This is a genomic window from Vibrio sp. ZF57 (assembly GCF_001691235.1).
Taxonomy (GTDB): Bacteria; Pseudomonadota; Gammaproteobacteria; order Enterobacterales; family Vibrionaceae; genus Vibrio; species Vibrio crassostreae_C.
In genome coordinates this window covers 166,782-180,442 of sequence record NZ_MAKD01000056.1, presented here as the reverse complement: position 1 = coordinate 180,442, position 13,661 = coordinate 166,782, and the positions used below count along the sequence as shown (strand labels likewise).

At 44.9% G+C, this 13,661-nt stretch carries 13 protein-coding genes; 10 read left to right on the top strand and 3 right to left on the bottom strand.

What is annotated here, in order from left to right:
* The first annotated feature begins 17 nt into the window (after positions 1-17).
* Positions 18-1,355, top strand: a complete 1,338-nt coding sequence (locus A6D97_RS06540) for an MATE family efflux transporter (RefSeq protein WP_065584048.1) — start codon at positions 18-20, stop codon at positions 1,353-1,355.
* A gap of 85 nt (positions 1,356-1,440) precedes the next feature.
* On the opposite strand, the gene A6D97_RS06535 is transcribed toward A6D97_RS06540, so the two are convergent.
* From A6D97_RS06535 to A6D97_RS06525, 3 genes are all read right to left on the bottom strand, one after another.
* On the bottom strand, positions 1,441-2,319 hold the full coding sequence (locus A6D97_RS06535) for a U32 family peptidase (protein WP_017059237.1): 879 nt from the start codon (positions 2,317-2,319) through the stop codon (positions 1,441-1,443).
* A gap of 18 nt (positions 2,320-2,337) precedes the next feature.
* Positions 2,338-3,351, bottom strand: coding sequence for a peptidase U32 family protein (locus tag A6D97_RS06530; RefSeq protein ID WP_065584047.1), 1,014 nt, complete (start codon positions 3,349-3,351; stop codon positions 2,338-2,340).
* Positions 3,352-3,531: 180 nt separating this feature from the next.
* Complete coding sequence (locus A6D97_RS06525) at positions 3,532-5,571, bottom strand: bifunctional diguanylate cyclase/phosphodiesterase (protein WP_065584046.1); 2,040 nt, start codon at positions 5,569-5,571, stop codon at positions 3,532-3,534.
* A gap of 258 nt (positions 5,572-5,829) precedes the next feature.
* On the opposite strand from A6D97_RS06525, the gene A6D97_RS06520 reads away from it, so the two are divergent.
* The 9 genes from A6D97_RS06520 (at position 5,830) to deoC (ending at position 13,460) form a co-directional block, all read left to right on the top strand.
* Positions 5,830-6,357 (top strand): SCP2 domain-containing protein, encoded by a 528-nt coding sequence (locus A6D97_RS06520; protein ID WP_029235120.1) that lies wholly within the window; start codon positions 5,830-5,832, stop codon positions 6,355-6,357.
* The gene (locus A6D97_RS06515; protein ID WP_017063279.1) at positions 6,341-6,844 is read left to right on the top strand and encodes an N-acetyltransferase; all 504 of its coding nucleotides are present in this window, start codon (positions 6,341-6,343) and stop codon (positions 6,842-6,844) included. Before A6D97_RS06520 ends, A6D97_RS06515 begins: the two co-directional genes overlap by 17 nt.
* 198 nt (positions 6,845-7,042) lie before the next feature.
* A complete protein-coding gene (locus A6D97_RS06510) occupies positions 7,043-7,441 on the top strand; it encodes a DNA polymerase III subunit psi (RefSeq protein WP_017063280.1) in 399 nt (132 codons plus the stop codon).
* On the top strand, positions 7,434-7,889 hold the full coding sequence (gene rimI, locus A6D97_RS06505; protein ID WP_065584045.1) for a ribosomal protein S18-alanine N-acetyltransferase: 456 nt from the start codon (positions 7,434-7,436) through the stop codon (positions 7,887-7,889). Before A6D97_RS06510 ends, rimI begins: the two co-directional genes overlap by 8 nt.
* A gap of 172 nt (positions 7,890-8,061) precedes the next feature.
* Positions 8,062-9,642: a peptide chain release factor 3 gene (gene prfC / locus A6D97_RS06500; RefSeq protein WP_017063282.1), complete on the top strand. Its 1,581-nt coding sequence runs from the start codon at positions 8,062-8,064 to the stop codon at positions 9,640-9,642.
* 105 nt (positions 9,643-9,747) lie between these two features.
* Entirely contained in the window at positions 9,748-9,903 is a 156-nt protein-coding gene (locus A6D97_RS21980; protein ID WP_170791810.1) for a DUF5363 family protein, read from the top strand.
* On the top strand, positions 9,884-10,696 hold the full coding sequence (locus tag A6D97_RS06495; RefSeq protein WP_065584044.1) for a TatD family hydrolase: 813 nt from the start codon (positions 9,884-9,886) through the stop codon (positions 10,694-10,696). Before A6D97_RS21980 ends, A6D97_RS06495 begins: the two co-directional genes overlap by 20 nt.
* Positions 10,697-10,900: 204 nt before the next feature.
* Positions 10,901-12,163 carry a NupC/NupG family nucleoside CNT transporter gene (locus tag A6D97_RS06490; RefSeq protein ID WP_017058833.1) on the top strand — a complete coding sequence of 421 codons (1,263 nt, stop codon included), beginning with the start codon at positions 10,901-10,903 and terminating at the stop codon, positions 12,161-12,163.
* A gap of 520 nt (positions 12,164-12,683) precedes the next feature.
* Positions 12,684-13,460: a deoxyribose-phosphate aldolase gene (deoC, locus tag A6D97_RS06485; RefSeq protein ID WP_010436196.1), complete on the top strand. Its 777-nt coding sequence runs from the start codon at positions 12,684-12,686 to the stop codon at positions 13,458-13,460.
* Positions 13,461-13,661 lie beyond the last annotated feature (201 nt).

Below are 13,661 nucleotides of genomic sequence, written 5' to 3'. Positions count from 1 at the left end.
TGAAAGTAGAGTAAGAAATGAGTAACTCAATTAGTCGTCAATTTTGGCGATACACAATCCCTACCGTGGCGGCCATGTTGGTTAATGGCCTGTACCAAGTGGTGGATGGCATCTTCATTGGCCGCTATGTGGGGGCTGATGGACTTGCAGGTATCAATGTTGCGTGGCCTGTGATTGGTTCGATTCTTGGTATTGGTATGTTGGTGGGTGTGGGCACAGGTGCGCTTGTCTCGATTCGCCAAGGTGAAAAAGATACTCAAGGCGCTAAGCAGATCTTAGCAACGGGCTTAACCTTGTTGTTAGCGATAACGCCTATTGTCTCTGCATTGCTGTTCTTGTTTGCTGATAACTTCTTGCTTTGGCAGGGCGCTGAAGGGCGAGTGTATGAACTTGGTCTGCAGTACTTACACATTCTGATTGGTGCTAGTGTCTTCACGCTAGGTTCGATCGCGATGCCGTTTCTACTGCGTAACGATGACAGTCCGAACTTAGCGACGATACTGATGATCGTTGGTGCGGTGATTAATATCGTGCTCGATTACCTGTTTATCGCTCTCTATGGCTGGGAGTTGATGGGTGCAGCATTAGCAACAGCGATTGCCCAGTTTGTAGTAACGGCTCTCGGCTTGGCTTACTTCTTCTCGCGTCGAGCAAACCTACGTTTACGTTGGAATGAGTTGAGATTGAAGCTGGATGTGATTCCACAAATCTTCGCCATTGGTACATCAAGCTTCTTTATGTACGCTTATGGTTCGATGATGGTGGCGTTGCACAATGCGTTGTTCTCTCAATATGGCGACCAGTTGATGATCGGTGCTTACGCGATTTTGGGCTACATCGTGACGGTTTATTATCTCACGGCTGAAGGTATCGCCAACGGCATACAACCATTGGTGAGCTACAACCATGGTGCGCGTAACCAAGCAAACATCCGCAAGCTACTTAAGATTGCGATGATGAGTTCGGTATTGATTGGTGTGGCGTTCGTGCTGCTTCTCAATGCGTTCCCACGTGAGTTTGTATCAGTATTTAACTCAGACGAACCTCAGTTGGTTGAGTACACCGTGTTGGGTATTCGCCTTCACATGTTTGCACTGGCGCTGGATGGCTTCTTGGTAGTCGCAGCTGCTTACTATCAAGCGGTGAACAAGGGCAGCAAGGCGATGTTTGTGACTATAGGTAATATGCTTATCCAACTACCGTTCTTGTACATTATGCCTAAGTTGTATGGTGTGCCGGGGATCTGGATTGCGTACCCACTGTCTAACATCGCACTAAGTGTGGTGGTGATGGTAATGCTCTACAAAGACTTAAAGAAGCTCGATGCCTCACCGATGGAAACAGCGACGGCATAGGCCGTGTTTCTTAAGTCGCATTAAAAAGGTCTAGCGAACGCTAGACCTTTTTTGTATCTGTTGCTGGTTAGTCCAATGCGAGGAACTAGATGTTCTTAACGTCTAAACCTGCAAGCTGATGCCAGTAACCATTACATTGGCGGCTTTCAATCTTCATCGGTTTTTGACCTTGCTCGTTCGCTCTGAAGTTATTGATTTCAGAGAAGGTATCGATGCCGAGTGGGCTTAAACGAACCACATCAACCAAGTCGTGCATATTTGGCAAATCGTTGACTAGGTTGTAGCAGTAGCCTGATTGCGTCTGAATACCGTTAAGGTTGAAGACTGATTGGCCTTCTTGGCTTTCTACTTGTAGCCCTGTTGGGTACTTGATACAGCAGGTTTCGCAATCGTCTTTAGCTTTGTTTTCAGCGCGAGCGGTAAAGCAGCGTGCTGAGTAAGCAAGCGGTAGGTAGCCGTGGCTAAACACTTCAACTTCGAACTTGTTACGAATATTTAGCTCTTCGCACTGGGTCATTACGTTGCTTAGCCATTCGCGAGAAAGCTCAACCGGCATACACCAACGCGTCATACCTTGTTTCAAGAACAGGTTCAGGGTGCGTGCGTTGTAGGTGTTTACTGCCGGGCCAACCACGAAAGGTACTTTGCTTTCGCTGGCCAGTTGAATAGCAGACACATCATTGGCTTCGATCGCAAAGTCACCGTTATCGATGTACTTCTTCATGATGTTGACTTCGCTTGGTGCTTCTAGCAATGCCATGGTGGAAAGTACGACTTGCTTACCTGAAGCCGACAGCTCTTTAGCAATGTCCATCCAGTGTTTCGCTTTCATCTCACGACGCTTTGAACACACCGCTTCACCTAGGTAGATGATATCGGCTGAGCTTGATTTCGCTTGCTCATAGAAGCTTTCAACGTCTTGTTTTGGCCAAAAATAAAGTAGAGGGCCTAATGCGTATTTCATTGAGTTCTCCATTTGGCTCTATTGCCATTTACGGTGATAAGCGCCAAGCGTGGTTTGTGTACCTTCAGATACATTCGCCAGTGTCGCATTCCAAGCTTGTTCCACTTGGTATTGTTCTGGGTTCGCTAAGTAGCGATCGATAGCTGCGCGCCAAGTGCGAGTGACTTGTTCAACATAAGCCGGGCTGCGTTGGCGACCTTCAATCTTCACTGAGGCAACGTTTGCCGCGAAAAGCTCAGGCAACATGGATAGCGTGTTGAGGCTGGTGGGCTCTTCAAGTGCGTGATAGCGCTTACGTTCACCATCGATCTCGGCTTCAAAGCGGCCTTTACACAGCGTTGGGTAACCTGCGTTCTCACCTGCTTCATACTTATCGATAAGGATTTCGTTCAAGCGAGATTCGAGGCCAGTTTCTGTTTCTTGCCAGCGAACGTATTTCGCCGGAGAACAAGCACCAACAGTATTTGGTGATTCGCCTGTCATGTATGAAGAGAGGTAGCAACGGCCTTCTGCCATGATGCACAAGCTACCAAAAGCGAATACTTCAAGGTCAACGTCAGAAGTGATGTTACGAGAAAGCTGTTTGACCTGATGAATCGACAACACACGCGGTAGTACGACACGCTTAATGTTGAAGTTTTTATGGTAGAAGTCGATAGCCGCCGCATTGGTCGCAGATGCTTGCACTGATAGGTGCAGTTCTAGATCTGGATACTTATTTGCTGCGTACTCAAGCACCGCGATGTCTGCGATGATCAACGCATCAACACCCAGTGCAGCAGCATTGTCTACGGCATTAGTCCAACGGTCGAAGCCATTTGGGTGAGCAAATGTGTTTAGGGCAACATGAATTTTCTTGTTGTGGTCATGCACATACTGCACAGCACGATCGAGCTTTTTACCCGCAAAGTTTAGGCCTGCAAAGTGTCGGGCATTGGTATCGTCTTTGAATCCGATATAGACAGCATCCGCACCACAATCAATAGCGGTTTTCAAAGCAGGTAAGTTACCCGCTGGGCATAAGAGTTCCATTTGCTCACTACCAGTAGAATTAAGTTGAAGCGAGCATTTTATGAAGAATTGTGAATGACGGAATTGATGTAAGGCAGGTTTAGATGGATAAATCTGCTTTTACTCCGTTTGAGGTACTGACGAGTGGTAGTTTTGTGTGTTGCTTTGGTTTTGAATGAGGTGCGTATTGGAATCGTCTAATCAGTTCTTATGACGGCGGTTTTGAGCAAACAACTCTTCGACATCTTGTTTTGGTTGCGGACGATAGAAGTGGAAGCCTTGAATCGAACTACAGTTGAGGTTAGACAGCAGAGTCGCTTGCTCACTGGTTTCGACACCTTCTGCAACCACGGTCAAATCGAGAGATTTACCTAGGTTGATGATGTTTTCAATTACGGTAATTTGCTTTGGTAGGGTATCGATATCAGAGATGAAAGCACGGTCTATTTTAAGCTCATCAATTGGGAAGCGAGCAAGGTAAGACAGTGAAGAGTAACCTGTACCGAAATCATCAATTGAGAGAGCAAAGCCAAGTTTCTTGATGGCGTTAAGCATTTGAAGTGTGTGTTCACTATCACTCATTACCGCGCTTTCCGTTAGCTCAAACGTAATCGCACTTGGATCAAGCTCGGTCGAACGCAGCAATTTTTCCATATAATCAATCAGCTTTGGGTTACCAAACTGTTCTGGTGAAAGGTTGATAGCCACTCGACCTGGAAGGATACCTTGCATCTTCCAGCGCTTAACCGTAGCAAACACTTCACGCATTACCACTCGGCCAAGTTGTTCAATAAGTCCAGCTCGCTCTGCCACAGGAATGAACGCAGCAGGACTGATATAACCTTCGACAGGGTGCTTCCAACGTACTAGAGCTTCAGCGCCGTTAATGGTGAAGTCACGGGCATTGACCTTAGGTTGATACCAAACCTCAAGTCCATTTTGTTGCAGCGCCTTTTGTAGCTCTATCTCAAGCCACAGTCGCATGCGCGCTTCTTTGTTCATCTGTTCGTTGAACTTGATCAGGCGGTTGCGACCACGATCTTTGGCTTCATACATTGCTGTGTCTGCATTTTGCAGCAAGATACGAGCATCAGTCCCATCTTGAGGAAAGCTCACGCTACCAATTGAGCAGGCTAAGCGTTTGCTAAAGTGGTGAAGATCGAAGGGTTGGTTGATAAGGGATATGATCTTTTCAGCGAGCATTTCAGGTGTTCGCTGATGTTCAGGTTCTGGCAAGATAATACCAAACTCATCCCCGCCTAAATGCCCAATCACGGCCTTACGAGGCAGTAAGCGTTTAAGGCGCGAAGCGACCTCTTTTATCACCTTGTCACCGATGTGATGACCAAGTGAGTCATTGATATTCTTGAAGTTATCAATGTCTAAGTAGAGCATCACCACCGGCGTATCGTTGTGAATGAACTGCTCAAGACGCTTCGTAAACCCAACTCGGTTGTAGAGCTTGGTCAGTGCATCGATGTAGGCATCTTCACTGTTTGCCGGTGTGTATTGTTTTACGGTTTCTTGTGCGTCTTGGATAAGCACCAACTGAGTGTTGCTTCCAAGAACAGTGGTGGAGTCGATGTTGAGCTGAACCTTACGTTCAAAGCCGCATCGTGCACCCGTTAAGCAAACCAAACCAGACTCAGAAATAATAGAGCTGAGGTTATTATTGAAGACTGTTTTGGTTTGTTCATCGATAAATAGGCGTCCCAACTCTTCACCAATTAACTCTGTGGTTGAGTTAAAGCCAAGCAAGCGCGCTGCTGCTGGGTTAGATGACAAAATGTAGTCACTTTCAACGAGCAGTAATCCATCTGGAAGTAGTTGAGATAGTTTGTGGAATTTGGCTTCGGATTCTTCTAAAGAACGGACAAGTACTTGGTTTTCTGATGTGTCGAAGGCGTGAAAGACGATGTAGTCGGTTTTGTTGCCATTGGTAAGCGGAGATAGGCTGAAATGAAGGCTGGTATCGAGGTCTGTTTCGTTGAGGGTGACTTCGGCCTCAATCGTTTCGCCACTGAATGCACGCTCATAGTAAGGCTTGAGATGTTGGTAGAACTGTTCGCCCAATGTTTGGCGATCATTCATGCCTGCAAGCTCTGTTTGACTCAAACCAGCAATATCGCAGTAACGCTCATTCACCATAAAATAGTTATGTTGAGCATCAAGTACTGCAAAAAAGAACGGACTATTTGCAGTTAGCTGGGTAAACCAATGTTGTAGTTGTTGGGGAGGCATCAAAGTACTACCAATTCTCCAAGAGCTTGAATATTCACTATCGATAAATATTTATTACTTTTTGTGTGGCTATCGATATTTACCTGTGAGTGCAGCGATCCGCTGTAATTCTCATTACCTGAGTTACTATAACTGTGATTTTCAGGATATTAAAGGTCGAGTATCAAACAGAAGTTAATTTGATACATAACAGTAACTGAGATCTCAACATCATCTATGATGCATTCCATATTATTGACAAAGTTACGGATAAGTCACGTGATAAACAAGATTCGCACTCAACTAGTTCAAAATGCCGCATCAATTTTGCGATCTCCAGTCCAGTTATTGCCTAAAACAGTACAAAAAAGAGCCTTATTGGAGGCGCTTAAGAATGTATTCAAGGAAGCTTTAGAGGACGGTGACTTTGAGTTTTTAGAAGACAAATGGCTGAAAGTCTCAATAAAAGACATGGGGTTAAGTTGGTGTATTAGCTACAAAAATGAGCAACTGGTTGTAGCTGATAAAGAGGTGGTTGAAGATGTAAGCTTTAGCGGCAATCTTAACGATCTTGTGTTGATTGCGGGGCGTAAAGAAGACCCAGATACGCTTTTCTTCCAACGTAGACTGTCTATTGAAGGCGATACCGAGCTCGGTTTAGAAGTTAAAAACTTGATGGATAGCGTAGATTTGGACTTATTGCCGACTCCTATGAAAACTTTGTTAAATCAATTAGCTGATTTTGTGCAGAAGGGAGTACAATCCCCAGATACACAAAGTGAGGTAATGAATGCTTATTCGAACTGAAGCACCGGCAGATATACTTGTCATTGATCGTTTATTGAAATCTGTTTTTGAAACAGATGCAGAAGCTAACTTGGTTATGAGCTTGCGTGAGAATAGCCATTTAACGCTATCGCTGGTGGCTTGTTCTGATGAAGGCGAGGTGGTTGGTCACCTGATGTTTAGCCCTATCACTCTTGATGGCGACGATCATAACTGGCAAGGGCTTGCGCCTCTCGCTGTGAAAGAAGAGTTCCGCAACCAAGGCATTGCCAAATCTCTAGTTGAAGATGCGTTTTCCACTTTGGTTGATTTTGGTTACCCAGCTTGCGTTGTGTTGGGTGACCCTGCTTATTACAGCCGCTTTGGTTTCAAGGCTGCGAGCGAGTTTGGCCTGAGTTGTGTTTGGGATGTGCCTGAAGGTGCTTTCCAAGCGATTGAATTGGTAAACGGTGCGTTTGCTGGACATGCTGGTGAGATTGCTTACAGCCCCGAGTTCAACGACTTATAAGCTGATTTATCACGCAACAAGATACAAACTGATTTAGTCTAAATAAAGGAGCTTGATGCTCCTTTATTTTTTGTTAGTATCAGCCCTGCTCTAATAAGCGCTCTTTCAATAGAGGCAGCTTTCACAAAACTAGTTCTAACAAACTTCTGGCTCCAATAAACTTTGGTTCCAATAAACTTAAGGTTACTACCGCTAGATATGTCACAAACACACGCGCAATACCTACATGAGATGGGCATTAGCCAATGGGAACTAAGTCACCCAGAGCGTTTAGCAGGTTATGAATCTGAATTGACTCCGCTCTCGAGCGATTGCAAGTTACTGTTGGTTTCGCCTGAAAAACCTCAGGAAGATCTCGCCGTGATGTTTGAGCGAGTACTCAAAAGTATCAAGCTCGACTTATCTCAGGCTTTACACCTTCAACCGCAACACTTGTCTACTGTGGATTTAGGTTCGGTTGAGTGGATATGGTTTGCTGGTTGTGAGTCGGCTCAAGAGCTGAAGGCTAAAACACTTCAATCGCCATTACTGTCTGACATTAACGGTAACAACCAACACCGCCGCGACTTATGGCAACAAATTTGTGCTTATGACTAATCAATTTTTACCGACTTCACAACAACACCTAGACGCCATTTGGAAGATAGAGCAGGCCGCGCATTCTCACCCTTGGTCTGAAAATATGATCCGAGATCTTGATAGCCGAGGCGCTTGTCATCATGTCCTTGAAGTTGATGGACAAGTGGTGGGCTATTTCTTCGCTCAAAATATTGTTGGTGAAGTGACGCTGCTTAATATTGCGGTAGACCCAAGCAAGCAAGGCAAAGGTTATGGTAAGGCACTAACTGAACATTTCCTTGATATATGTGAACAAGCTGATGCTGAAAGCGCTTGGCTGGAAGTTCGCGAAAGTAATGTGAACGCGTTTAATCTTTACGAAAAGGCAGGCTTCAACGAAGTTGATCGCCGTCGTAATTACTATCCAACTAAACAAGGCAACGAAGATGCCATCATTATGAGCTATCTTTTTATGTCTTCTAGCTAGTCATGTTACGTCTTTTCGCTAACTAGATAGCTAATCACAAAATTAGCCAAAAAATAGGGTGTAAACTGACCCTTTAGAAAGTGATACGCTTTCTGTATAATCCGCACACAGAATTCAAGGGCAAGTATTATCTACTTGCCCTTTTTACGCTTTAGATCAGCAAAGGGCGACTATGTCTTTCCAACAAGAAGTGAGCAAACGTAGAACGTTTGCGATTATCTCTCACCCGGATGCGGGTAAAACCACGATTACTGAAAAAGTTCTTTTATTCGGAAACGCGATTCAAAAAGCGGGTACCGTAAAAGGCCGTGGCTCTAACCAGCACGCTAAATCTGACTGGATGGAGATGGAAAAAGAACGTGGTATCTCGGTAACTACGTCGGTAATGCAATTCCCATACAATGATTGCCTAGTAAACCTACTCGATACTCCAGGACACGAAGATTTCTCGGAAGATACGTACCGTACGCTAACAGCGGTTGATTCTTGTTTGATGGTTATCGATGCTGCTAAAGGTGTCGAAGACCGTACTCGTAAGCTGATGGAAGTAACACGTCTTCGTGATACTCCAATCGTAACGTTTATGAACAAACTTGACCGTGATGTTCGTGACCCGATGGAAGTGCTTGATGAAGTGGAAAGCGAGCTAGGTATGGCCTGTGCTCCGATCTCATGGCCAATCGGTTGTGGTAAAGAGTTTAAAGGTGTTTACCATATTCACCGTGACGAAACGATCTTGTACGAATCTGGCCACGGTCATGAGATTCAAGAAGTTCGCATCATTAAAGGTTTGGACAACCCTGAGCTAGATGAAGCGGTAGGTGCTGATCTTGCGGAAAGCGTACGTGAAGAACTAGAGCTTGTTATCGGTGCTTGTCCTGAGTTTGATCATGAACTGTTCCTAGCGGGTGAACTAACGCCGGTTTACTTCGGTACTGCATTGGGTAACTTTGGTGTTGACCACATGCTTGATGGTCTAACGAAGTGGGCTCCTGCACCTCAAACGCGCCAAGCGAATGAGCGTGATGTAGAAGCGACAGAAGAGAAATTCTCTGGTTTCGTGTTTAAGATCCAAGCAAACATGGATCCAAAACACCGTGACCGTATCGCATTCATGCGTATCGTATCAGGTACTTACGACCAAGGCATGAAGATGAACCATGTTCGTACTGGTAAGAACGTAAGTATTTCGGATGCGGTAACCTTCATGGCGGGCGACCGTGCGCGTGCTGAAAAAGCATACGCTGGTGACATTATTGGTCTGCATAACCATGGCACAATCCAGATTGGCGATACCTTTACTCAAGGTGAGAGCCTTAAGTTCGCTGGTATTCCTAACTTCGCACCTGAGCTATTCCGTCGTATTCGCCTACGCGATCCACTTAAGCAGAAGCAACTTCTAAAAGGCTTAGTTCAGCTTTCTGAAGAGGGCGCAGTACAAGTATTCCGTCCTATGCAGAACAACGATCTGATCGTTGGTGCGGTTGGTGTACTTCAGTTCGACGTGGTTGTAGCGCGCTTGAAAGCGGAATACAACGTAGAAGCTATCTACGAAGGTGTTAACGTTGCAACAGCTCGCTGGGTTGAGTGTGACGACGCTAAGAAACTGGAAGAGTTCAAACGTAAGAACCAATCTAACCTAGCGCTAGATGGCGGTGACAACCTGTCTTACATCGCACCAACTATGGTGAACTTGAACCTAGCTTCTGAACGTTTCCCTGAAGTTCAATTCCGAGCGACGCGCGAGCACTAATTTCTCCGCGATCTATTAGAGTTAAACAAAAACGTCTATTGTTCTGCAATAGGCGTTTTTTAATGCGTTTTATTTGAGGTTTAAAGGCTGAGGTTAGAGGCAGTTATGTTGGGTTGGATAAAAACTTGGGTTAAAAGATATGATAAGTGGTGTGAAGAGCTTGGGCTAACGCCTGAAAACAAGCGCAGTTGTGTTCCTTATCGTCGAGATCCTCAAGGGCAGCAAGCTGAGAGTGGGAAAGATGACACAGCAAACAAGTGATTTTCCGCTATTTGATACACATTGCCACGCAGACTTTGGGGCGTTTGAGCAAGGTTTTACCCATGAGCTGAGCATTGAGGGATATATCAAAGAGGCAAAACAGGCTCAAGTTGAGAAGTTACTCATCCCTTCTATCGGTCAAAATAACTGGCATAAGCTTGAGAAAATTGCGCAATCTCACCCCAATGTTTACTACGCATTAGGCTTCCATCCTTACTTTTTAGAGCAAGCGGATGAGATGCAATTTGAAGAACTTCACCAACTACTCGCATCAAAAACACGTCAGTGTGTGGCCATTGGTGAGTGTGGGTTGGACTTTTTTGTGGATGTGGAACAGGAGAAACAAGAGCGCTTTTTCATCCAGCAAATGGAACTTGCCAAGGCGTTTGACCTGCCTTTAATCATCCATGAGAGGAAGTCTTACAACCGACTTATCGAGCTAATAAAGCAGCATAAGTTCACCTTAGGTGGTGTGATTCACGGTTTTTCTGGGAGTGAACAGCAAGCTTTGGCGTGGATCAAGCTCGGTTTCTATATTGGCGTCGGTGGAACGATAACTTACCCAAGAGCGCAAAAAACACGCACAACCATCGCAAAATTGCCCCTTGAATGTCTGGTATTGGAAACGGATGCTCCGGACATGCCCATGTATGGAAACCAAGGAAATGTTAATCATTCCAAATATTTAGTTACGATCTTAAATGAACTTTTTTTGCTTAGAAAAGAGCCAAAGCAATCGATTGCAGCGCAAATTTGGCAAAATAGCCATCGCGCATTCGGTATATGTGAATAAAATCGAAGGTTTTTGTTTATCGTTTGCGTAAATTGCACTGAGCTTGTGATTTGGGTCACATTTGCGTGTGAATGGTACATGAATCTTCTACGAAAGTGTGAGGACGGCATTACTTTATTAGTGGTCGCATGAGTATAATTGCCTCCGCTTTATAGCCCCATTTTGTAACACGCCAATAAATAACTAATAAGGAAGTCATAAACTATGAGCCTGTTTATGAGCCTAGTCGGAATGGTTGCACTGATCGCAATCGCAGTACTACTATCTGACAACCGCAAAGCTATTAATCTAAGAACAGTGGGTGGCGCTTTCGCTATCCAATTCGCACTTGGTGCATTCGTACTTTACATCCCTTGGGGTCGTGATCTACTTGCAGGTTTCTCTGCTGGTGTAGCAAACGTGATCGACTACGGTAAAGACGGTACTGGTTTCCTATTCGGCAGCCTAGTTAACTTCTCAGTTGACGGTATCGGTTTCATCTTTGCTTTCCAAGTACTACCAACTCTGATTTTCTTCTCTGCACTTATCTCTGTACTTTACTACATTGGTGTTATGCAAATTGTAATCAAAGTTCTTGGTGGTGGTCTTCAGAAAGCTCTAGGTACTTCTCGCGCCGAGTCTATGTCTGCAGCAGCAAACATCTTCGTTGGTCAAACTGAAGCACCTCTAGTTGTTCGTCCATTTGTTCCTAAAATGACTAACTCTGAACTATTCGCAGTAATGTGTGGTGGTTTGGCTTCTGTAGCTGGTGGTGTACTAGCGGGTTACGCATCTATGGGTGTACCTCTAGAGTACCTTGTAGCAGCATCATTCATGGCAGCACCAGGTGGTCTACTATTCGCTAAAATCATCAAGCCTGAAACAGATACGCCAGACGACAACATCGCTGACGAAATGGACGGTGGCGATGACAAACCAGCTAACGTTATCGACGCAGCAGCAGGTGGCGCATCAGTTGGTCTACAACTAGCACTTAACGTTGGTGCAATGCTACTAGCATTCATCGGTCTAATTGCTCTAATCAACGGTATCCTAGGTGGCATCGGTGGTTGGTTCGGTATGGAAAACCTAACTCTAGAACTTCTTCTAGGTTGGATCTTCGCACCGCTAGCATTCATCATTGGTGTTCCATGGGAAGAAGCAACTATCGCTGGTTCTTTCATTGGTCAGAAGACAGTTGTTAACGAATTCGTTGCATACCTAAACTTCGTACCATACGTTGGTGAAAACGCTCAAGTTGTTGCAGCAACTGGTCAAGTGATGTCTGAGAAGACTCAAGCTATCATCGCATTCGCACTATGTGGTTTCGCAAACCTTTCTTCAATTGCGATTCTTCTAGGTGGTCTAGGTGGTATTGCACCAAGCCGTCGCCACGACATCGCACGTATGGGTGTTAAAGCGGTAATTGCTGGTACTCTATCTAACCTGATGGCAGCAACAATTGCTGGCTTCTTCCTGTCTTTCTAATTAGTTAGAAATCGATATATAGACGCCATAATAATATCGCCCCGTAGCAAGAAATTGCTGCGGGGCTTTTTTGTTTTTAGGCCTGCCGTTTTTAGTATATGCACGCGCTTATGCTTAGATTCGATGTAGGGTCTAGAATGTTTTTTTGAGATACAAACCGTTTGCGTTCTAAGGAGCACTACAATTTATTGATGGATACCTATAATGTATAAGCTAAAGGGATAGGATGTCTCTGTTGGCAAGAAAGTAACCTCGAAATCAACTCGAACGTTATTCTTCTGGGATTAAGCCAAAATTAGCGATACGCTATAGATGTTAGACACAACATGACTGATTTGTTGTGCCATAGACCAAACTGGTACTGTGCGGTGACAAGGATTGCAATTGGTAGCGAAAGTTATCAAGTCTTCAGGGAACCAAGTCCGTTCATTTGTGGCTACTGAGCATTACTAAAATATCCATCTATACTGGATGGAGGGCGAAGTAGTTAACTATTTGAATATATTGATCGGAGATAGAAATGAGCGATTTAAAAGCAGCAGCTCTACGTGCACTTAAACTTATGGACCTAACTACGCTAAATGACGACGATACTACTGAAAAAGTAGTGGCGCTTTGTCATGACGCGAAGACTGCAGTAGGCAACACCGCTGCAATCTGTATTTACCCTCGCTTTATCCCAGCAGCTAAGAAAGCGTTGCGTGAGCAAGGTACTCCAGAAGTACGCATTGCGACTGTAACTAACTTCCCTCATGGTAATGACGACATCGAAATTGCTGTTGCAGAAACAAAAGCAGCGGTAGCGTACGGCGCAGACGAAGTTGACGTAGTATTCCCATACCGTGCTCTTATTGCTGGCAACGAAGAAGTTGGCTTTGAGCTAGTTAAACAGTGTAAAGCAGCTTGTGGTGACATCACGCTTAAAGTGATCATCGAAACAGGTGAACTGAAAGAAGAAGCACTAATCAAGAAAGCTTCTCAAATCTGTATCGAAGCAGGTGCAGACTTCATCAAAACTTCAACAGGTAAAGTGCCAGTAAACGCGACTCCAGAGTACGCGCGCATGATGCTTGAAGTTATCCGTGACATGGGCGTTGCTAAAACAGTTGGTTTCAAACCAGCTGGTGGCGTACGTACTGCTGAAGATGCAGCACTATACCTAGCAATGGCTGATGAGCTACTAGGCGCTGAGTGGGCAGACAACATGCACTACCGTTTTGGTGCTTCAAGCCTACTAACTAACCTTCTTAATACATTAGAAGTGACAGACCAGACTGCTGATCCAGCAGCATACTAATTTACTCGTCATATTTGACACCGCAGCGTTGTTGACTGCGTAAGTTCCTCCTAATCACATAGAGCCTCTATGCTCATAGGAATGAACTCACTGGTCGCCTAACTGCAACGCCAAATATTTAGAGTATTGAACATAATAAGTCTGTTTGATGGAGTGGCGTCAAGCCACTCCATATTACCTCTTTTCCCTACAAACCATACT

Coding starts and splice junctions, on each gene's coding strand:
- A6D97_RS06540 (WP_065584048.1), top strand. CDS start 18: ATGAGTAACTCAATTAGTCGTCAATTTTGGCGATACACAATCCCTACC.
- A6D97_RS06535 (WP_017059237.1), bottom strand. CDS start 2,319: ATGAAATACGCATTAGGCCCTCTACTTTATTTTTGGCCAAAACAAGAC.
- A6D97_RS06530 (WP_065584047.1), bottom strand. CDS start 3,351: ATGGAACTCTTATGCCCAGCGGGTAACTTACCTGCTTTGAAAACCGCT.
- A6D97_RS06525 (WP_065584046.1), bottom strand. CDS start 5,571: ATGCCTCCCCAACAACTACAACATTGGTTTACCCAGCTAACTGCAAAT.
- A6D97_RS06515 (WP_017063279.1), top strand. CDS start 6,341: ATGCTTATTCGAACTGAAGCACCGGCAGATATACTTGTCATTGATCGT.
- A6D97_RS06510 (WP_017063280.1), top strand. CDS start 7,043: ATGTCACAAACACACGCGCAATACCTACATGAGATGGGCATTAGCCAA.
- rimI (WP_065584045.1), top strand. CDS start 7,434: ATGACTAATCAATTTTTACCGACTTCACAACAACACCTAGACGCCATT.
- prfC (WP_017063282.1), top strand. CDS start 8,062: ATGTCTTTCCAACAAGAAGTGAGCAAACGTAGAACGTTTGCGATTATC.
- A6D97_RS21980 (WP_170791810.1), top strand. CDS start 9,748: ATGTTGGGTTGGATAAAAACTTGGGTTAAAAGATATGATAAGTGGTGT.
- A6D97_RS06495 (WP_065584044.1), top strand. CDS start 9,884: ATGACACAGCAAACAAGTGATTTTCCGCTATTTGATACACATTGCCAC.
- A6D97_RS06490 (WP_017058833.1), top strand. CDS start 10,901: ATGAGCCTGTTTATGAGCCTAGTCGGAATGGTTGCACTGATCGCAATC.
- deoC (WP_010436196.1), top strand. CDS start 12,684: ATGAGCGATTTAAAAGCAGCAGCTCTACGTGCACTTAAACTTATGGAC.